At 68.2% G+C, this 19,626-nt stretch carries 19 protein-coding genes; 9 read left to right on the top strand and 10 right to left on the bottom strand.

Annotated features, from left to right (window positions below):
- Window positions 1–98 precede the first annotated feature (98 nt).
- Window positions 99–2,765 carry an ATP-dependent helicase HrpB gene (hrpB, locus tag AC1DES_RS13280; RefSeq protein ID WP_476896172.1) on the top strand — a complete coding sequence of 889 codons (2,667 nt, stop codon included), beginning with the start codon at window positions 99–101 and terminating at the stop codon, window positions 2,763–2,765.
- A gap of 123 nt (window positions 2,766–2,888) precedes the next feature.
- Window positions 2,889–3,989 (top strand): FAD-dependent oxidoreductase, encoded by a 1,101-nt coding sequence (locus AC1DES_RS13275; RefSeq protein ID WP_476896171.1) that lies wholly within the window; start codon window positions 2,889–2,891, stop codon window positions 3,987–3,989.
- 85 nt (window positions 3,990–4,074) lie between these two features.
- Here the strand turns inward: AC1DES_RS13275 and AC1DES_RS13270 are convergent, their stop codons facing one another.
- The 4 genes from AC1DES_RS13270 to AC1DES_RS13255 all read right to left on the bottom strand — a co-directional run bounded on the left by AC1DES_RS13270 (window position 4,075) and on the right by AC1DES_RS13255 (window position 7,890).
- Window positions 4,075–5,637 carry a CehA/McbA family metallohydrolase gene (locus AC1DES_RS13270; protein ID WP_476896170.1) on the bottom strand — a complete coding sequence of 521 codons (1,563 nt, stop codon included), beginning with the start codon at window positions 5,635–5,637 and terminating at the stop codon, window positions 4,075–4,077.
- 140 nt (window positions 5,638–5,777) lie between these two features.
- Entirely contained in the window at window positions 5,778–7,493 is a 1,716-nt protein-coding gene (locus AC1DES_RS13265; protein WP_476896169.1) for a phospholipase C, read from the bottom strand.
- A 74-nt stretch (window positions 7,494–7,567) separates the two neighbouring features.
- Window positions 7,568–7,732 carry an alkaline phosphatase family protein gene (locus tag AC1DES_RS13260; RefSeq protein WP_476896168.1) on the bottom strand — a complete coding sequence of 55 codons (165 nt, stop codon included), beginning with the start codon at window positions 7,730–7,732 and terminating at the stop codon, window positions 7,568–7,570.
- Window positions 7,717–7,890: a twin-arginine translocation signal domain-containing protein gene (locus AC1DES_RS13255; protein ID WP_476896167.1), complete on the bottom strand. Its 174-nt coding sequence runs from the start codon at window positions 7,888–7,890 to the stop codon at window positions 7,717–7,719. Before AC1DES_RS13255 ends, AC1DES_RS13260 begins: the two co-directional genes overlap by 16 nt.
- A 236-nt stretch (window positions 7,891–8,126) precedes the next feature.
- Between AC1DES_RS13255 and AC1DES_RS13250 the strand changes: the two genes are divergently transcribed.
- On the top strand, window positions 8,127–9,344 hold the full coding sequence (locus tag AC1DES_RS13250; protein ID WP_476896166.1) for a macrolide family glycosyltransferase: 1,218 nt from the start codon (window positions 8,127–8,129) through the stop codon (window positions 9,342–9,344).
- A gap of 51 nt (window positions 9,345–9,395) precedes the next feature.
- On the opposite strand, the gene AC1DES_RS13245 is transcribed toward AC1DES_RS13250, so the two are convergent.
- Window positions 9,396–10,097 carry an alpha/beta hydrolase family protein gene (locus AC1DES_RS13245; RefSeq protein WP_476896165.1) on the bottom strand — a complete coding sequence of 234 codons (702 nt, stop codon included), beginning with the start codon at window positions 10,095–10,097 and terminating at the stop codon, window positions 9,396–9,398.
- Window positions 10,098–10,166: 69 nt separating this feature from the next.
- Between AC1DES_RS13245 and ligD the strand changes: the two genes are divergently transcribed.
- The 3 genes from ligD (at window position 10,167) to AC1DES_RS13230 (ending at window position 12,586) form a co-directional block, all read left to right on the top strand.
- Entirely contained in the window at window positions 10,167–11,189 is a 1,023-nt protein-coding gene (gene ligD, locus AC1DES_RS13240; RefSeq protein WP_476896164.1) for a non-homologous end-joining DNA ligase, read from the top strand.
- Between the two features lie 101 nt (window positions 11,190–11,290).
- Window positions 11,291–11,419: a hypothetical protein gene (locus tag AC1DES_RS13235; RefSeq protein WP_476896163.1), complete on the top strand. Its 129-nt coding sequence runs from the start codon at window positions 11,291–11,293 to the stop codon at window positions 11,417–11,419.
- Window positions 11,420–11,986: 567 nt separating this feature from the next.
- A complete protein-coding gene (locus AC1DES_RS13230; protein ID WP_476896162.1) occupies window positions 11,987–12,586 on the top strand; it encodes a hypothetical protein in 600 nt (199 codons plus the stop codon).
- Window positions 12,587–12,908: 322 nt separating this feature from the next.
- Here AC1DES_RS13230 and AC1DES_RS13225 read toward each other — a convergent pair whose 3' ends face one another.
- Window positions 12,909–13,262 (bottom strand): hypothetical protein, encoded by a 354-nt coding sequence (locus AC1DES_RS13225; RefSeq protein ID WP_476896161.1) that lies wholly within the window; start codon window positions 13,260–13,262, stop codon window positions 12,909–12,911.
- A 184-nt stretch (window positions 13,263–13,446) separates the two neighbouring features.
- On the opposite strand from AC1DES_RS13225, the gene AC1DES_RS13220 reads away from it, so the two are divergent.
- Entirely contained in the window at window positions 13,447–14,730 is a 1,284-nt protein-coding gene (locus AC1DES_RS13220; RefSeq protein WP_476896160.1) for a class I SAM-dependent methyltransferase, read from the top strand.
- 15 nt (window positions 14,731–14,745) lie between these two features.
- Window positions 14,746–15,390 carry a hypothetical protein gene (locus tag AC1DES_RS13215; RefSeq protein ID WP_476896159.1) on the top strand — a complete coding sequence of 215 codons (645 nt, stop codon included), beginning with the start codon at window positions 14,746–14,748 and terminating at the stop codon, window positions 15,388–15,390.
- Window positions 15,391–15,413: 23 nt separating this feature from the next.
- Here the strand turns inward: AC1DES_RS13215 and AC1DES_RS13210 are convergent, their stop codons facing one another.
- The gene (locus tag AC1DES_RS13210; protein ID WP_476896158.1) at window positions 15,414–16,022 is read right to left on the bottom strand and encodes a TMEM175 family protein; all 609 of its coding nucleotides are present in this window, start codon (window positions 16,020–16,022) and stop codon (window positions 15,414–15,416) included.
- Between the two features lie 185 nt (window positions 16,023–16,207).
- Between AC1DES_RS13210 and AC1DES_RS13205 the strand changes: the two genes are divergently transcribed.
- The gene (locus AC1DES_RS13205; protein ID WP_476896157.1) at window positions 16,208–17,776 is read left to right on the top strand and encodes an FAD-dependent oxidoreductase; all 1,569 of its coding nucleotides are present in this window, start codon (window positions 16,208–16,210) and stop codon (window positions 17,774–17,776) included.
- A gap of 26 nt (window positions 17,777–17,802) precedes the next feature.
- Here the strand turns inward: AC1DES_RS13205 and AC1DES_RS13200 are convergent, their stop codons facing one another.
- From AC1DES_RS13200 to AC1DES_RS13190, 3 genes are all read right to left on the bottom strand, one after another.
- The gene (locus tag AC1DES_RS13200) at window positions 17,803–18,615 is read right to left on the bottom strand and encodes a CDP-alcohol phosphatidyltransferase family protein (protein WP_476896156.1); all 813 of its coding nucleotides are present in this window, start codon (window positions 18,613–18,615) and stop codon (window positions 17,803–17,805) included.
- A 92-nt stretch (window positions 18,616–18,707) separates the two neighbouring features.
- Window positions 18,708–19,139 carry a hypothetical protein gene (locus AC1DES_RS13195; protein WP_476896155.1) on the bottom strand — a complete coding sequence of 144 codons (432 nt, stop codon included), beginning with the start codon at window positions 19,137–19,139 and terminating at the stop codon, window positions 18,708–18,710.
- Window positions 19,140–19,165: 26 nt separating this feature from the next.
- Window positions 19,166–19,450: a cupredoxin domain-containing protein gene (locus tag AC1DES_RS13190; protein WP_476896154.1), complete on the bottom strand. Its 285-nt coding sequence runs from the start codon at window positions 19,448–19,450 to the stop codon at window positions 19,166–19,168.
- Between the last annotated feature and the right edge of the window lie 176 nt (window positions 19,451–19,626).

Raw genomic sequence — 19,626 nt, 5'->3', positions numbered from 1 at the left:
AGGCCAGCTCGTTTAACTCAGCATGGATGAGAACAATGAGGCGCAGATGAAAGGATCATTAAGGAACCCTCATGTTGGATTGAAGGCACAATGGATGCGTGACTTATCCCCTCGTTCCTTCGGACCCCGCCGGCGCCCAGGGGCCCTTCAACCTGGGCGCCATCGGGGCCGGACTGGCGTTTGCGGACTCGCTCGGGGACCTCTCCGGGGCCCTGCGTGCGGGACTCCCGGCAGCCACGGCAGTCGTGCAGGCGCCTCCGGGCACGGGAAAAACCACGCTGGTTCCCCCGCTGCTCGCCAACATCGTGGCCGGAGCCGCGGCGGATAACAGCGGCGGCAACCTGCGGATCGTCGTGACCCAGCCGCGCCGGGTTGCCGCGCGTTCGGCGGCCCGCCGGCTTGCCGCCCTGGACGGCAGCCGGCTCGGCGGCCGGATCGGGTACACGGTTCGCGGGGAGCGCCAGGCCGGAGCAGACACCGTAATTGAGTTCCTCACTCCGGGGATCCTGTTGAACCGGCTCCTCGCGGACCCGGGGCTGGAAGGCACCAGCGCAGTCATCCTTGACGAAGTCCACGAGCGCGGCCTGGAGACGGACCTGCTGCTGGGCATGCTTGCCGAAGTCCGGCAGCTCCGCGGTGACCTCACCCTCGTCGCCATGTCCGCCACGCTCGACGCGCCCCGGTTTGCCGCCCTGCTGGGAGCGGCCGGGACGGGGGAGTACGACGGCGCCGGACCGGCTCCCGTCATTGACTGCCCGTCCGCGCTGCACCCCCTGGACATTGCGTGGGTGCCCGCGGCGGTTCCCCGCCTCGACGAAAGGGGGGTGGCCCGCGTCTTCCTGGACCATGTGGCCGACACGGCCGCCGCAGCGCACGCCGAAGCACTGGCCGCCGGCCCTGCCATCGACGCCCTGGTGTTCCTCCCGGGAGCGTGGGAGGTAGCCTACGTCGCCGATCGTCTGCGCAGGCGGACCACTGCAGAGGTGCTTGAACTGCACGGGCAGGCGGGCCCGGCGGAACAGGACCGGGCGGTTTCCGGGCGGGAACCCGGGGCAACCGCGCGGATCATCGTCTCGACGGCGCTCGCCGAGTCCTCCCTGACCGTTCCCGGGGTCCGGCTGGTGATCGACTCGGGCCTGGCCCGGGAGCCGCGGCGCGACTCCAACCGCGGCATGTCCGGCCTGGTGACCGTGTCGTGCTCCCGGGCCTCCGCCGAGCAGCGCGCCGGACGGGCCGCCCGCCAGGGCCCCGGCCGGGTGGTCCGCTGTTACGACCAGAAGACGTTCGGGGCCGCCCCCGCCCATCAGACTCCGGAAATCGCGGTGGCAGACTTGACCGGCGCCGCCCTCATTCTGGCCTGCTGGGGATCCCCTGGCGGCCGGGGGCTTGCGCTCGCGGATGCCCCGCCGCCGGCCGCGATGGATGAAGCGGTCGAGGTGTTGCGGGAACTCGGCGCGGTGGGACCCGACGGCCACGCCACGGCGCTGGGAAAGACCCTGGCCAGGATTCCCGCGGACCCGCGGCTGGCCCGGGCGCTGCTGGACGGGTCCGCCATCGTCGGCCACCGGGCCGCGGCTGAGGCCGTCGCCGTCGTCGCCGGCGACCAGCGGGCGCCAGGATCAGACCTCACCCGGCTCCTGGCCACGCTGCGGGCCGGCACGGACCCGGCGGCACGGCGCTGGGCGGAGGATACCCGGCGGATGGAAAAAATCGCACGGCAGGAGGCATCGCGGGCCGCCCGCGCCCCCTCCGGTGCTGAGGTGACGGCCGCTGAGGCCGTCGGGCTCGTCGTCGCGCTCGCCTTCCCTGACCGGGTGGCGCGCCGCGTCACGGGCGAGGGGCCTGAGCGCTACCTGCTCTCCTCGGGCACTCGGGCGGGCCTGCCCGCTGGCAGCCCGTTGGCCGGCCAGGAGTGGCTGGCCGTAGCCGAGGTCTCGCGCACAGGAGGGCGGGACGCCGCGGGGACCGGCGCCGTGATCCGGTCTGCGGCGCCAATGACAGCGGACTCGGCCGCGGCCGCTGCACGGCACCTCCTGAGCGACACCGTGGTGGCACAGTTCAACCAGGGCAAGGTCACCGCCCTGCGGGAACGCCGGCTGGGAGCGATCGTGCTGTCTTCCACACCGGTCAGGCCCACAGCGGCGGAGGGCCGCGCAGCAGTGGCCCGTGCACTGGGACGGGAGGGCCTGGGCACCATCGGGTGGTCGACGGCGGCGGACGCATTGCGGCGGCGCCTGGCCATGCTGCACCGCGAACTGGGCGGGCCCTGGCCGGACGTTTCAGAGCAAGCCTTGCTTGCCGGACTGGACAAGTGGCTGGCGCCGGAACTCGAGGCTTTGGCCGGAGGCGCGCCGACGAGCCGGATCGACCTGGCCGAGCCGTTGCGGCGGCTGCTGCCCTGGCCCGAGGCGGCCAGGCTGGGGGAGCTGGTGCCGGAGTGGCTTGAGGTGCCCAGCGGTTCCCGGCCGAAAATCGATTATCCGGCCGTGGACGACCCCGCCGGCCGGCCCGTGCTGGCCGTCAAGCTGCAAGAATGCTTCGGATGGGCGGCCACGCCCCGGCTCGTGGGCGGCCGGGTGCCCGTGCTGTTCCACCTGCTCTCGCCGGCACGGCGGCCGCTGGCCGTGACGGACGACCTGACGTCCTTCTGGTCCGGACCCTACGCGCAGGTCCGTGCGGAGATGCGGGGCCGCTACCCCAAGCACCCCTGGCCGGAGGATCCGTGGGCGGCCCCGGCGACAGCAAGGACCAAGGGTAGGAGCTGACCGGAACGGCCCTTGCCCGTGGCCCATCTGCGGCCGGATACTCGTTGTGTAGGCCCCTGAATCCACTTCGCGAGGACAGTACGTCGGCGTGCCGGAGGCCACTTTCGTTGAAGAGGGAACTCCATGAACGGCTCGGCTGTCCAGCAGCCCCTGGTAGCGATTATTGGTGGAGGGTACGGCGGCATTAACGTTGCCAAGGCCTTAGATGACCACGTTGCCGTGACGCTGATTGAGCCCAGGGACGCGTTTGTGCACAACATTGCTGCGTTGCGGGCTGTGGTCCAGCCGGAGTTCCTGCAGCGCATGTTCTTGCCCTACGACCACCTGCTCTCTCACGGCCGTGTCGTGCGGGACCGGGCCGTCAGAATTGACGGACGCAACGTCGTTCTGGCCTCGGGGATCCGGCTGATTCCTGACATCCTTGTCCTTGCCACCGGGTCCACGTACCCGTTTCCGGCCAAGAGCGACAAGGACGAGACGGCCGAGGCGCTGACGGAATACCGCAGTGCCCACGAGAACCTGGTGCGGGCCCGCCGCGTCCTGCTCCTGGGTGCCGGCGCCGTGGGACTCGAATTCGCGGGGGAAATCGCCGCCGCGTGGCCGGACAAGGAGATCATCCTCGTGGACCAGGCTGAACAGATCCTGCCTGGGCCCTACGATCAACGGTTGCGGGATGAGATCAACCGGCAATTGCGGGAACTCCGCGTCGAGCAGGTCATGGGAAGTCCCCTCACCCGGCTACCCGACGTCCCGGCCGGCCAAACGGCCCGGTTTTCCGTCACCACGTCGGCCGGGACCACCGTTGACGCTGATATCTGGTTCCGCTGTTACGGAATAGCCCCGCAGACGGGATACCTTGCCGGAGGTCTGCTGGCCGCCCGGACGGCCGAGGGCTACCTAGCGGTCAACCCGGAACTGAATGTGGTCGGGTTCGGCAACATCTACGCCCTCGGCGACATCGCCGCCATCGACGCAAACAAGGCAGGCATCGCGGGCCGGCAGGCCAAGGTCGTGGCCGCCAACGTCCTGGCGCAGCTTGCAGGGTCCGCCGAACGGACGGCATATTCCCCGGGGCCGCCCGTGATCATCCTCCCGCTGGGACCGACGCGAGGCTCCGGACAGCTTCCGGGCGGGGAAATCGCCGACTCCGAAACGATCGCCAGGATCAAGGGACAAGACCTGATGGTCACCCGGTACGTCGAGATCCTGAACATCCCCGTGTGAGCCACCCGGCCTGTCCGGCGCGCCGCCGGACCGGACCGGACGCGTGCCGGGCCGGCCCGGCAGCGATAAACTGCCCGGTGCGCCCCTACTTTCCGCCGAGGAAGATCGGGTTGGTGAGCGCAGCCATGGGCCCGAGCTTGAGGGTGGTCCCCATGGCTGTGCCGTCGCTGGGGGTGCCGTCGGTCATCGGGTGGCGTACCTCGACGCGCACGTAGGCGGCGAGCTGCGGGGTGGTCACCCAGGTGCTGGTGCCCTGGCCGGTGGCCGGGAGGGTGGTCTGCTGGGTCTGGCCTTCGTCCGTGATGAGCCGGACCACCCCGTTGGGGATACCGGAGATTTTTGCTGTGACCGTGACGCGGGCATCCGCGGCGGCATCGAGGCGCTCCCCAACGCCGGCGCTCCGGCCGCCGGAGGTCACGGTGAAGTCCACGGTCATGTCGGCCGATTCCGCGATCCAGCTTCGGCCGTTGCGGATGCCCTCGAGGATGGCGTCTCGGGACAGCGCCGTGGCGTTGACGACGTTGTGGGGGAAGCCGATGACCTGCGGCGCACTGTGGGCGTCGCTGTTGCCCATTGCCGGAAGCCAGCGTCCGCCGGTCCGCACGGAGTGGGCGAGCATGGAATCCCAGGAGTTGATGGCGTATTCGTCATCGGCGGTCCACGGGCCGGTCCAGACCTCGACCGCGTCGGCGTCGTCGTAGCCGAACTTCCAGCGGCAGGCGACGTACGGGCAGAAGGGGTGGGCGGGAACCACGATGCCGCCGGAGGCGTGGATTCTCTGGGCTTCCTGCTTGAAGCCCTTGTCCCGGGCCCGGTAGCGCCAGTCGATCCACTCCCCGCCCTGGAGTCCCAGGGCGAGGTAGTGCCCGTTCCGGGTCGTCACTTCCTCGCCCGTGAGAATGAGCAGGTCGTTTCCGGCCAGCGGCCCCCACACACCGTGGGACGCCGGGGTGTTGTGGTCGGTGCTGATCATGAAGTCCAGGCGTGCGGCGCGGGCCCCCGCGGCAACTTCGGCGGGCGTGCGCTTGCCGTCGGAATAGACCGTGTGGAGGTGGGCGTCACCGCGGTACCAGCCGGCGCCCCGGCCGGCAACCTGCCGCGGCGGGTACTGCGGGCGGAAGGCCGCGCCGTCGGTTCCGTAGTCCAAGGTGACGTTGACGGTGTAGTCCATGCCCTGCTCGGCCACCTGGTACGGACCGAGCGCGATGTTCCAGGTGCCCTTGCCGACCGGGCCGGGCAGGTATCCCGGGGTGGCTTCGGCGGCGGAGATGAAGAACTCAGTGCGGAAGCCCCCGGACCAGCCGCGGAAGCCCTTGCCGGCAAGGTCGGTTCCCTTCTCATCAAAGACGCCGATGTCGCACGCGTTCGTCAGGAGCCCGGAGGCGACCGTGGGCTTGCTGTAGCTGTACAAAACGCTGATCCTGTTGACGCCGGCCGGCACTTCGACGGGAAGGTAGACGAAGTCCGCGGCTCCCGGTTCCAAGTGCCCGGTGATCGTTTTGGTCTTGCTGGTTCCGGTGTCGGCGGCTGCGAATTGAATGGGAGCCAGCGTCAGCGCGGCGCCGGTTACGGCGGCGGCCAGGAATCCGCGGCGCGAAGGGGAAAGGGGTACGTTGTCGCCCGCATGGGCTTTGCATGGTGAACTCACTCGCCCCATGCTCACGAAGCCGGCTGAATGGAAGGCCACGGGCGCAAAGACAAGACTTGAACAGGTGGAGGCGCCGGGCTGTAGAAACACTGCAGCCCGCCCAGGTAGTCCTGGACGGGCTGCGCAAGTGCGCGGGACCGCTAGTGGGGGGCGTGTCCATTGCTGTTGTCGTTGCCGTTGTCACCGGCGTGTTCGTTGCCGTGGGTGATGCTGGCGACGGCGCCCGTTTGTTCGTTGAGCAGGACCTTGTCCTGGCGGCGGTGGGTGAAGTTGAACATGGCGTTCATTGAGCCGGCTGTGGCGTCTGCAGAGGCGTCGCCGATGTGGCCTGTCGTCCAGTTGTCTTCGATGAAACGGAGGATCGATGCCTGGTCCGTCTGGGTGTGGTCCACGAAGTTCTTCCTGGCGTAGGGGGAGATGACCACGAGAGGCTGGCGGGGGCCGGGGCCGCAGCGGTCGGCGTAGCCTCCGGACATCGGGACGCCCTTGTTGTATGCGTTCAGGCACCACGCGGCGTCGTCGGGGTTATTGGAGGAGTTCTTCACGGCAGCGGCGGCGTGGTCGTACCAGCCGTCGGAGTCGTCGTAGGCGAGGACGACGGCGGTGCTGTCCCAGTTCTTCGACTGCTGGATGGCGTTGACCTGGGCGGTGATGAATTTCTGTTCGTCGACCGGGTCGGAGTAGCTGGCGTGCCCGTCCTGGTAGTTCGGGGCCTTAAGGAAGGAGACGGCGGGCATGTTGTCCGAATTGACCACCTTGCTGAAGTCGGAGACATCGTACTGGTGGTTGGCCTGACCGTTGTGGCCGATCTCCGCGTCGCTGGCGGGAGCGAGGTGATGGGGGTTGGACGTGGACTTGTAGTACTGGAACGGCTGGTGGTGCGGGTTGTAATCCGTGGACGATGTTCCGGCCACGTTCGTGTGGGAGGCGCCGCACGAGGCGGGCGTTGTGGCCGTGGCGGGGGTCGTCGGGGCGAAGCCGCCCTGGAACCAGCCCCAACTGACGCCCTTGTCGTTGAGCATGTCGCCGATGTTCCTGCCGTTCATGCCGGCCAGGTTGGAGTTGGTGGTGTGGCTCTTGTTGGAGCAGTCGTCATAGACGGGGTCGGGGTCGTTGATCATGGTGCCCACGCCGTTCGCGTCGGGCGCGCGGACGGTGTAGTCGCTGGCCGCCGGCTTGACCGGCTGCCCCGCCGCGGTGAATTCGCTCGCGCCGTGCGTCTGCCCTGAGACCAGGTTCAGCGCTCCGGGACTCGAGGGCCCGAACACGGTGCTGAAGTGGGAATCGCTCATGGAATAGTTCTGCGCGTAGTTCCAGATTCCGGTGACGGTGTTGCCGTCGTAGTAGTCCATGGTCAGGCCCGGCCGGCCGAACTGGCCCGGACCGCAGGCGTCCTTGCTGGTGTTCTCCACGAATTTGTCCATGAGGCCGCCGTTGTAGGCTTTCTGCTCGGCGGTGTACTCGTGGTCCTGGTCGCAGGTGACGGCCTGCGACGGCGTAAGACGCGACGGCTGGACCGAGTTGGGGTTGTTCGGTGCCAGCAGTCCGGCGCCGGCCAGCGTGTTGATTCCCTTGGGCGTGTCCTTCGCCGCGGTGAAGGCCGCGGCGGGGGTACCGGTGCCCTGCTGCGCTTCCCCGGCCGTATTGGCAGCGTTGGGGTACGTGGCGAAGTAGTGGTCGAAAGAGACGTTTTCCCCGTAGATCACGACGACGTGCTTGATCGGCGTCGCTGTGCCGTCGTGCTTGTCGCCGGCTGAGGCCGGCCCGGCTCCGAAGCCAAGGAGCCCGGCTGTGAGGGTGGAGACCGCCAGCGCCGCGGCGCCCGTGGCAGCCGCGAAGGGTTTGAAGTGATTCATGGTTTCCTGATCGTTGTCCGGCGCAGGGGTTCCCGGCGCCGTGGGGGCTGATGGATGAGGTCTGGTGTCCGCGGCTAGTCCTGGCGGAAGCAGGAGGTGAGGTCGCCGATCCGGGCGAGCCGGTCCCGGGGAGGGGCCGGGGGCCCGGCGGGGATGCCGTAATTTCCGGCCCACGAGGCAGTGCCGAAGTTGGGGTCGAATGACCGGTTCTCCTGCAGGCAGATCACGATGTGGTCCACCGGCGCGCGCCCGCCGTGGTTGCCGCGCTGGTCCTGGGACCGGCGAAGGCCGGACTTCCGCCAAGGCCGCCGGCCCCGGCCAGGGCGGCACCTGCTCCGAGACCGGCGAGCAGGTTCCGGCGCGTGAACGGCCGGCTTCCGAGGTGCTGGTTGGTCAAGTCAATCCTCCACAGATCGGAACGGTGCCCCTGTACGCGAGTTGAGCCTAGGGTGCGTCGGTGAACCGGGGGCAAACCGAGACCATACTTTCGGTTACGTGCGGTTGACGGCCGCAGTGCAGCACGGCCGTGGAACCCCGGTCCGTGCTGTTCTGTGCGGCGGCGCGGCAGCAGGAGGATGATGATGAAACATGGTGGCCGCTGGCGAACGCCAGTCGCGATGAGGAGTGATCATCATGCACTTTTCGTTCATATCCATTCCCGCCGCAGGGCACGTGAACCCTACGCTGGCGGTCGTCGCTGAGCTCGTGCGCCGCGGGCACCGGGTCACGTATTTCACGTCGGACAAGTTCGAACAACGGATACGGGGTGCGGGGGCGGTGTTCCGCGCTTCCGGGGAGGACTGGATGGCGTTGATGCCGACGCCGGTTCCCGGCCAGCCGCCGCGGCCGGAGTTGATGCGTCCGATGATGGAGCGCGTGTTCGCTGACATCAGGGCGGGCTTTCCCGCTCTGGTGGAAGAGCTGGGGGCAGATCCGCCGGCCGCGGTCTGCTTCGATGCCATGACCCTGACCGGGGGGATGGCCGCGGAGAAGATCGGGGTCCCGGCGATCGCACTGATGCCCACCTACGCCACAAATGAGCATTTCTCCCTCCGGTCGCTGTTTCCTGCAGCGCCCCAGCCTGAAATGGCGGAGGAGATGTCCAGGACCTGGCAGGCGATGGGCCGGTTGATCGCCGAATTCGCGGCCGACCAGGGCGTAAGCACTCCGCGGATGTTCGACGGTCCGCCGGCACCGTTCAATATCGTCTTCATCCCGCGGGAATTCCAGCCCATGGGGGAGACATTCGATGAACGCTTCCTGTTCGTGGGCCCCTGTGTGGCTGGCCGGGACCCGGGCGGCGAATGGACGCATGAGGGCCCCCGTCCCGTGCTGTTCATTTCGCTGGGAACGACTCCGTTGAACCGGCGGCCCGAGTTCTTCCGGATGTGCCTCGAGGCCTTCGGGCTGAGCACATGGGATGTCACCCTGGCCATCGGGGAACAGACTGACCTTGGGTCCCTGGGGCCCATTCCGGCCAATGTCCGTGTGCAGGCGTCCTTTCCGCAGCTTCTGGTTCTCCGCCAGGCCGATGTCTTTCTCACACATGCGGGAATGAACTCGACCATGGAAGCGCTCTATTTTGGCGTGCCCATGGTGGCCTTCCCGCAGCAGCCCGAACAGGAGGCCACCGCGCGTCGGCTCGAAGAGCTGGGTTTGGGCCGGCGCCTTCCGGCGGAGGACCTCACTCCGGCGAAGCTGCTGGACGCAGTGTCCGGGGTCAGCGCGGACGCGAAGATCCGCCAGGCCGTGGCGGCCATGAGCGCGACCGTCCGAAGCGCGGGCGGGGCCACCGCGGCGGCTGCCGCCATCGAAGCCCACCTGCAGCACCGCCTGGCCCGCACGTCCTGACAGGGTCCCTTTCAGTCCCGCGGACGCTCCCGGCCGGCCCTGCCCAGGGCGTCATGCGCCGGGATGCGGGGCAGCGGACGTGGCGATCGTGCCGGCCTGTTTGAGGAACGCCGCAACCGCCGGCGCCAGCGACGCCCCGACCTCCTCGGCGCCGCGTTTGTGTCCGGCGACATCAAAGGTGTGGCCGGCATCCTCACGCCACTCAAGCTTGGCGGAGGCACCAATGCGCGCGACCACCGCCTCGAGCAGTTCCGGCGTAGCGAACGGGTCGCGGGTGCCCTGGAGGAAGAGCATCGGCAGCGTCAGGCCGTAGAGATGCTGATCGCGAAGCTTCTCAGGCTTTCCGGGCGGGTGCAGCGGGTAACCGAGGTAGACCAGTCCCGCGGCGGCCATGCCCTCGGCGACGGCCATCGAGGCCATGCGCCCGCCGAACGATTTGCCGGCGGCCCACAGCGGCCCGCCGGGTGACAGGGAAGCCGCCGCATCCATGGCCGCCCGCCAGGCGGCCACGGCCACCGGCGGCCGGTCGGGGAATTTCCTGCCGGCCTCCCTGTACGGGAAGTTGAAGCGGAGCGTCGCGATGCCCTCCTCGTTCAGGGCGCGTGTGAGGCCGCAGAGGAACGGATGTTCCAGGCCTGCCCCTGCCCCGTGGGCAACGACGATTGTGGCAACCGCGCCCCCCGGTCTTGCGAAAACGCCGGAGACGGTGCCGTCACCGACGGCTATGGCGACGGGGGATTCGGTTGCGGTCATGGCTCCATAATGCACGCCAGCCATGCATGGTGGCTTCATTTGCCGATGGCCAGGGGGTAGCTTGTGCTCATGGTGAGGGAAGCAGCCACGGTAACAGTCAACAGTCCGCAGGGAACCCGGGAACTGAGGGTGTCGAGCCCCGGCAGGGTCCTGTGGCCCGCGCTGGGTCTGACAAAACTGGACCTCGCCCGCTACATCGTCGACGTGGGCGACGCCTTCGTGGCGGCGAACGGGGACCGGCCCGTGACCCTCCAGCGGTTCTCGGACAGCATTGACGGTGAACAGTTCTTCTCGAAGAATCCGCCCAAAGGCGCGCCGGACTTCATCCGGTCAGTCGGCGTCGTCTACCCGAGCGGCCGGTCCCATCCCCAGCTGGTCATCGACGACATCGCAGCCGCGGTCTGGGCGGTGCAGATGAACACGGTCGTGTTCCACCCCTGGGCCTCACGGGCCGGCAACCCGGACAACCCCGACCAGCTGCGCATCGATCTGGATCCGCAGCCCGGCACGGGGTTCGATGATGCGATCCCGGCGGCGCAGGAGCTGCGGGCCGTGCTCGCGGAGGCCGGTCTTGATGCTTTCATCAAGACATCCGGCAACCGGGGCCTGCATGTCTTTTCCCCCATCGAGGCGAGCCGTGAATTCCTTGATGTGCGGCATGCCGTCATCGCCGCGGCGCGGGAGCTTGAGCGGCGAATGCCGTCAAAGGTCACCACCGCCTGGTGGAAGGAGGAACGCGGACGGCGGGTATTCGTTGATTTCAACCAGGCGAACCGGGATCGCACGATGGCCGGAGCCTACAGTCCGCGGGCCCTGCCGAACGCCACGGTTTCCTGCCCGATCGGCTGGGACGAACTGGAGAACGCGGATCCGCATGATTTCACGATCGCCACCGTGCCCGGGCGGCTCAAGGCCACCGGTGATCCCTGGGCGGCGATGCATTCGGTCGCCGGCACCATTGACACCCTCCTCGGATGGTGGGAGCGGGACAAGGCGGCAGGGCTGGGCGAGCTTCCGTTCCCGCCGGACTTTCCGAAGATGCCGGGTGAACCCCCGCGGGTGCAGCCCAGCCGGGCCCGCGCCAAGGACTGATCCCCGACCGGGCCGCCGGCCCGGCGTCGGACGCTTCCGCGGACGCGTCCGCGGCGACATCCGTGAACCATCCGTTTCCGCCGCCGCATCGAATTACCGTCATGAGCAAGACGGAAAAGAAAAACCTGAGGTACTGCGACTACTACTGCATCATGTCGCTGAAGGACTTCTCGGCGTGGGTCGAGGCCGACGACGATCAGGAACCGTCCATGTCGTATTCGACCGTATAAGAACAATTGCCTGCGGGAGGGTGTCGACTGGCCGGCGTATTGGGAGGACGATTAAGGGGCAGTCGCTAAAGGAGGTACGTGATGTGCTATTCATCCAACAAGGACTTCGGGCGGAGCTATAAGAAGGAATCCGACCGAACGCCTGAACCCCGCGCCGAGATCAGGCCGGAGGACCGTTCGGAGCTCCGGACGCAGAGGCAGGGCATGCTGTTCTGGGCGTTCCCCCGCCGTCGAGGCGGGCGCCCGGCCCAGGAGCCGGTTGTTGATCGGACAAGCGAGAAAGTCTAGGGCACAATCCAGCCCGACAGCGAAGGGAAGGCCCCGCACGGCGGGACCTTCCCTCGTGCCGCCGGATTCCTGACGGGGGAGTCCTCCGGGTTGGGTGCCTCCGGGACCCGAGCCGATGCGGGCGTCAAGGGAGCGCTAACGTCGGGCGCGCCGGCGTATGGAAAGCATCAAAGCCTCTTCCGGGCGGGCGCAGCCGGTGGTGTGATGGAGCATAGGGACTACCGTGGCCGCATCGGACACGGTTGACGCCCGGCAGGATCGAGAACCGCAATGGATCACATGGCGCGCCCCCAAGCAGACCTCCTCTCCGCACCGGCCCAGGATGCCCGTGACTTCGTTGTCGTTGATGACAGCGGGGCGTTTTCCTACTACGCGACCGAACGGGCTCTCCTTGCGGACTTCGAGTATATGGACGAGGCGTCCTGCATCATTGATCGCCAAGGCCACTACTACCGCCTGGAACTGGACCCGAACCGGCACCTGATCCTTGGGCCGGCCCTTGGACCCGTGGAGTACCACTGGCTCCGCCAAGCACTGGCCGACGCCCAGGAGATCCACGCGGAGGAGCACCGGCTCCGGCGCCTCATGTCGGACTCGCCGGCCGCCCTGGTGTCCGGCATCTTCGAGACCCTCGAACTGGAACGGGAATCGGCAGCAGCGCCGGCCCCATGGACGTTCGACATTGGCGCTGTCAACGTGCGGCGGTCAACCCTGCACGACGTCGACCGCCGGTTGTCCGAGCAGGCCGACTTGGCAGAGATCAGGGTGACCGACCCCTTCGGCCACGTCTACCGGCCGGTCCGCTACCGCAAGCACTGGTATCTGCCGGCCTCGGCCGGATTCATCGTCTACAACGAAATCCCGGCCTCGAGGAAGTGAGCCGGTCCTCTCTGAGGGATCAGTGGGCCGCCCCAGGCTTGCCGCGGAGGCGTTCGCGCACGAGGACGTTGGCGTCGTTGAGGCCGACGATCTCCACGTCTTTGCCGTGGTGGCGGTACTTCTCCGTAATGGCGTCCAATGCTGCGATGGCGGAAGCGGCCCAGAGGTGGGAGGCGTGCGGAGTTCCTTGAGAGGGCCGTGCACCAGCGGGCGAAGTTGGCCCGCAACCTGGCAAAAGCTGATGAATTCATTCAAAGGCTCAGCGGACAGTCCTGACGGATGGTGCGTCCCCGCCTGTGGGATGCCTCGCCCCAAGTACCTGCTAGGCGCGGACTGTGCGCAGGATTCCGCGGACGGACATCCCGACGGCGCACACCACGGGAACCAGCCCGGCCAGCACCACGACGATATTGGGCCGAAACGTCACGTGCCCGCGGGGACCGCGCGCGTAGACGCCGAGCGGAAGCACGAATCCGCCGCCCCCTCCGCCGGTGCCACCCCTGCCGTCATCGCCGGTTCCCGGTCCGGCGTCGGGACTGCTGCCCCCGCCGAAGCCAAAAGATACCAACGCCACCGGGATAATTTCTTCCCCGGCGATCTGCACCGGAGCGCCGTAGGCCCTGGACACGCCAACGTTTTTAAACGTCTCGACGAGAGACGGGAATGCTTCAGACATAGCCAACACGATAGGCACCCGACGCAGGGAGCGCCAGAGCTTTGCGCACTGCAATCGTCACTGCTGATGAATCCAAAGGCCTTAAGCCCTGTCGCAAGGCCATGGTTGCCAAATACATTGAACACATGGACAGCGCGGGTGCGCTTCTTGCCCTGTCTGCGGTGCTGGAAGAGAGGCAATGAACATGACGAAGACCACGGGTGTGGCATCACGGCTGGCGGAAGCGCTGGCGATAGTCCTGGGAACCCAGGAGATTCCGCTACGGCTTCGGGCGTGGGACGGTTCGGAGGCCGGCCCCGCCGCGGCCCCGAAGGTTGAGTTCCGCTCCCGCCGGGCCCTCCGCCGCATTCTTTGGTCGCCGGGTCAGCTGGGGCTCAGCCGCGCCTACGTGTCCGGGGACATTGATGCCCCCGGCGATATCTTCGCGGCGTTCGCCGCCCTGACCTCTGCCGGGAAGTTCGCCGAGCCGGGCCCCTTCCGGCCCCTCACGGCACGTGAAATCTGGACGCTCGTCACCGCGGCCGTCCGGGTGGGGGCGATTGGCCCGAACCCGGCACCTCCGCCGGAGGAAGCCCGCGTCGCACGGTACGGCAAACGCCACTCCAAAAGCCGCGACGCCGCGGCGATTTCGCACCACTACGACGTCGGCAATGATTTCTATGCCCTCGTACTGGGCCCGTCCATGGTGTATTCGTGCGCCGTCTGGAACGACGAAGATACCGGGCTGGAGGCCGCCCAGGAAGCCAAGCTCGATCTTGTCTGCCGCAAGCTGGGGCTGAAACCGGGAATGCGGGTCCTCGATGTGGGGTGCGGCTGGGGCAGCTTCGCCCTGCACGCCGCAGAGCGTTACGGGGTCGACGTCGTGGGTGTCACGCTCTCCACCGAACAGGCGGCGCTGGCCCGCAAACGGGCAGCCGACGCCGGCCTGACGGACCGCATCGAGATCAGGGTGCAGGACTACCGCGACGTCGACGACGGACCCTTCGACGCCATCAGCTCCATCGGCATGTCAGAGCACGTCGGGAAGGAGCAAATCCACAACTACGTCTCCCGGTTGCACGGGCTGCTGCGCCCCGGCGGCCGGCTCCTCAACCACGCCATCTCCTGGAACGCCGGACCCACGGCGCCGGACCCGGATTCCTTCATTCCGCGCTATGTCTTCCCGGACGGCGAGATGCTCAGCCTCGCTGACATGGTGGGCGCGCTGGAAGCCGGCGGCCTCGAGGTGCTCGACGTCGAGGCCTTGCGCCGGCACTACGCCCTCACCCTGCGGGCCTGGGTGCAGAACCTCGAAGCACAGTGGGAGGAGGCGGTGACGGCGAGCAGCCTTGGCCGGGCTCGAATCTGGCGGCTCTACATGGCCGCCAGCGCACTGGGCTTCGAGGCCGGAATCACGGGCGTCAACCAGATCCTCGTGCAGCGCGCCGGCGGAACCGAGCCGCCGCTGCGCCGGACCACCTGGATCTGAAGGCGGCCGCTGATCATGGTTGACTGGCAGGACGCACTGCCCCGGTGGGCCGCGGGGTGGGCCGCGGTCCGCGGCGGAACCTCGGCCCCCGAAGGGAACGGTGTCACGGCGTTGCCGGACGGGGAACATCCCCAGGCGGAGTACATCCTCGCCTGGCCCGGAAACGACGTGGACGCCGCGGCCGCGGCGGTACTGAAACAACCAGGCGCAATCCTCACTCTGGCCACGTCCGACCCGGAAGCGGCCCGGAACTATGCTGCCAGCCGGGGCCTCGCCGCTGTCAGGGTGGCCTCACTGCTCACCGCACGCACGGAGGACCTCGATGCACCGCCGGCGTTGCCCGAGGACGCCCAGCTGGCCGAGGCGCCCCTCGAGTTCTACGACGTCGTCGAAATTTCGCTCTTCGACCACCCCGTCGCCGGTGGCAGGATCAGCGTCCAGCAGGATCTCGCCGTCGTCGGGGGGATCCGTGCGCAAAGCCCGGACGACCCCGGCGGTTTGGCTGCCGCGGTGCTGGCCGGCCTCGCCGACGATGCGGCAGTCCACGGCGCCGGCACCCTGTACACAATCCTGGACCCGGACGAGACGGCCAGCTACACCGCCTCCGGCTGGACGGCAGCGGCAGATATCCTGAGCTTCGGCGCGCCCGGAGGAACCTGAACCGGGCAGCGCGTGGCCGTTGCTCAGTCGTTTGGCCCGACCCCGCTGGCCTCGGCCGGGCGCGTAAGGAACCGCTCCACACGCCGGTCCGGGATGAGCCAGATGCCGGCCACCACGGTGTAGACCGCGAGACCCAGGACGGGCTTCACGAGGCTCAGTCCCATGCCAAGGATGTAGATAACGGGGGATCCCTTGCCTTTCCAGTCCCGGCCGAGGGCCGCGTCAAGGGGGCCGTTCCTGCCCTGCTGGCGGATCAGCGTCGATTTCAGGATGTAGTAGGCAATGGCGGCAAGCAGCAGGTTCAGCCCGTACACCAGGACGGGGATCTCGGCCAGGCCCGCAGTGTTCATCCACCGTGTGGTGAACGGAATCAGGGAAAGCCAGAACAGCAGATGGAGGTTGGCCCAGAGGACACTGCCGTTGACCCTGCCGGCAAGGTGAAGCATGTGGTGGTGGTTGTTCCAGTAGATCCCCACATAAACGAAGCTCAGCAGGTAGCTGAGCAGTGTGGGGAGCTCGTCCAGAAGTGCCGGCCAGGTCGGCTCGGCCGGAACGTGAAGCTCCAACACCATGATGGTGATGATGATGGCGAGCACGCCGTCGCTGAAGGCCTCGAGGCGGTTCTTGTTCATGGGGTGACGAGTCTACGCCCGGGGCAGAACGGCGGCTACCCTCCGCCGGATGGAACCGTCTGATCCCTGGCCCTATGCAGGCAACCCGGACGGTGCTACATTCCGTCCATCTTCACCGTGGTGGCCGGGCGTTGTTGTGCACCTGCCGCCAGGTGGGACCGGCATGCTGGCTGAAAGGCGGGGCAGTGGACGAGCGGCTCGAAGGCAGGCAGGTCTCGCTATGGGTCGCCACGGGCGGGATCACCGACTTTCCGGCGGTGAAAGACGGCGTCGAGGTCGACGTCGATGTCGCGGTGGTCGGCGGCGGCATTGCGGGACTGACGGCGGCGCTGGCCCTCAAACGCGCCGGCCAGACCGTCGCCGTGCTGGAAGCCGCACGCGTCGGAACCGGAGTCACCGGCCACACGACAGGCAAAGTCACCTCCCTGCACCGACTGGTCTACACGGAGCTGGAGGGCAGGCACGGTGCTGACACGGCGGGCACTTACGGGCAAGCCAACCAGGGCGCAGTCGAGCACATAGCGCGGGTCGTGGCCGACGAGGGGATCGCGTGCGACTTCCGGCGCGTGGCCAACTACACCTACGCCGAAAGTGAGGACGCCCTGGCCCGGGTACGGGACGAAGCGGCCCTCGGCGCCAGGCTCGGCCTCCCCTCCGTGTTCACCGGCGACGTTCCGTTGCCCTTCGCGGTCAGAGGTGCCGTCCGCTTCGACGGCCAGGCGCGGCTCCATGCGGTGAAATACCTGCAGGGCCTCGCCCGCGCTGTCGACGGCGGCGGCAGCTTCGTCTTCGAGGAGTCCCGCGTGCTGTCCGTCCGCGAGGGTGCGCGATGCCTCGTCGAAACTGCGAGGGGGTCAGTCCGGGCGCGCGATGTCATTGTGGCCACGAATGTGCCGTTCGGCGATCAGGGGTTCTTCGACGGACGCTGCTATCTTCACCGTTCCTACGTCATCGCCAGCGGCGCGCCGTCTGCGGCGCTGGAGGGGACGTTCATCAGCGTGGACGAGCCGATGCGTTCCATCCTCGCGATCGACATCGCCGGCGCCAGCTATATCCTCACCGGTGGTGAGGGCCACCGGGCGGGCGAGGCCGGCGCCAGTGCTGATCGGTACCGCCGTCTTGCGGTCTTTTCCCGGGAACGTCTCGGCGCCGCGGAGCTCCGTTTCCGCTGGTCCACCCAGGACGGCATGCCCATCGACGGACTGCCCTATGCAGGACGCATGCCCGGGACCAATGGACACCTCCACATGATCACGGGGCTGCGCAAATGGGGCCTGACCAACGGCACAGCCGCGGCCCTGATCCTGGCCGATGCCCTGTGCGGCCGGTACAACCCGTGGGCGGCAGTCTTCGACACCAACCGGGCGTTCGACACCAACCGGGGCGCTCCGGCCGGCAGGGCAGCCCGGGCAGTCAACGCGCCAGCGGACGCCGCGTCAGAAGGGAACACCGGGGCTCCGGCCCGGCCGGAGCCAGGCATCGCCGGGCTCCGGCCGGGCGAGGGAACCGTGGTGGATATCGACGGGGAGAAGACGGCCGTCTACGCCGACGCCGGGGGACAGATCCGGGCTGTTTCGGCCATCTGCACGCATCTGGGCTGTACGGTCGAATTCAACGCCGACGACCGAACCTGGGACTGCCCGTGCCACGGCTCCCGGTTCTCCACCGGCGGGGCCGTCATCCAGGGCCCCGCCACAACGAGCCTCGCCCCGAAGCCGCTCCCGGCCGGCACGGCTGGCCCTGCGAATGGTTGATCCCGTGGTGCCGCCACCCGCTGACCTCACGGGCCGGCGGCTGCGCCCGCGGCTGCGCCAGCATTCGTTGCTGCACTCTTCCCTGCACTCGTCCCTGCGGGGGCCCCTGCCCGGCCGCTGAGACCGCGGCGGTTGCTGTTCAGCCGTTCAAGTTCGAGGACATCGCGGCCGAAGGAATACAGGAGCAAAAGCAGTGCCAGTCCGAGTCCCAGGTCTCGGAGTACGGGAGGGACGGCGGGGATCAGGGCGAACAGCAGGGCGGACGGCTGGACGGCGCCGATGACCTTGCGCGACGTGCGCGGTGCCAACGGTTCCCGCAGGGACGGCCGGACCTTGCCGGCAGCGAGAAACGCGTAGTACGCGAATCCGATGCCCAGGGTCCACAGCCCGACCGTTGTCGCCGTCGCGCAGGCAAGGACCAGCACAAGGGCGCCGTCCGTATCCGTGTCCAAACGCGACCCCTCAGCCGACGCGGTGCCTGTCATGCGGGCCACGCGCCCGTCCACGGCATCCAGAAGGAGAGCTGGTGTGCCCAGGAGTACGAGGAACCCCGCCGGTGCCGACCCGGCGGACAGCCCCCCAACCGTCACGGTCGCGCAGCAGGCCACCAGGACCACCCTGAGCAGAGTGACGCGATCGGCCGGTGTCGAGAACCGGGGGGCGCGGTGCAGGATGGAGGCGGCCGCGCGCCCGATAACCGCTGCACCCGCCGCAAGGGCCAGGCAGCGCCATCCGGCATCGGCAATGAGGTCGGCGCCGAGCCAGAGTCCCGCCCCAAGGAAGGCCGCCAGCGCCGCCGCGACATCGGTCACCGCACGACGGGCTGCTGTGCTTTGCATGAATCACCTCGCCCACATGCTAGCAACAACCCCTTGCGGTTCTCCGCGGGCCTGGGACGGAAGCATCCGGCCCTGCAGGGCCGCAGGTGCTGTCAGGATGCGGCGCGGGAACGCCGTCCGGTACCGTCCCGCCGGGCCCTGACGAAGCCGGTGGCGGAAAGCACCGCACCGGCGGCTTCCGCGACGGCGCTCACGGACTTCTCAAAGAACCACACGGGGTCGTACATGGCGGGAAACGGGCCGAACGCCGGTATGTCCACATAGCGGTAGAGGACGACTGCCACGAAGGCGCTGAGTGAGACCAGCAGGGCGGCTGCGTAGGCGGCCCTGCTGCCCCGGAGGAGGACGTAGAGGGCGCTGAGGACCGCCGCACCGCCCTCGAGCAGGAACAGGTTGCCCTGGCCGAGTCCGGCAGCATTTCCCGCCTGGTAGCCGGGCGCGAGATGGATATGGACGCCGGCATCAATAAACAGTGCGACGGCGGTCAAGACCCGCAGGGCCATGCCGGCGCGGTGTACGCCCACGGACCGTCCAGGGTGGCTTTGCACGCTCATTGGACCGTCAACGTTCCGTGCATGCCGGGATGGAAGGTGCAGTGGTACGGGTAGGTGCCCGGCTGTGCCGGTGCCGTGAAAGTCGCAGTGCCGCCGTTGCCCTCGATCTTCACATCAAACGCCGCGCCCTGATCGGCCGTGACAGTGTGTGCCGCGGTGTCCATGTTGGTCACCGTAACCGTCGCACCGGCCGGCACTGTGATCGAATCCCCGTAGGCGAAGTCCTTGATCATGATGGCAAGCCCTGCGGCGCTTCCGCCTCCCGTGGATGCGGTGGTCATGGGGGCGGAGGATCCCATCGGCATGCTCGCCGTTGCGCTTTGGGATGGTGCCGGCGTCGACGACGGGGACCCGCCGCCTCCCGCGCAGCCGCCAGTTGCAATCAAGACCGGGACCAGCAACAGCGAAGCCCGAATCCTGCGAGTATTCATGGCGCACCCTCTCGACGCTGGGAAAG

The sequence above is a fragment of the Arthrobacter sp. 05T442 genome (genome assembly GCF_056395945.1).
This window is presented reverse-complemented; position numbering and strand designations above follow the sequence as displayed.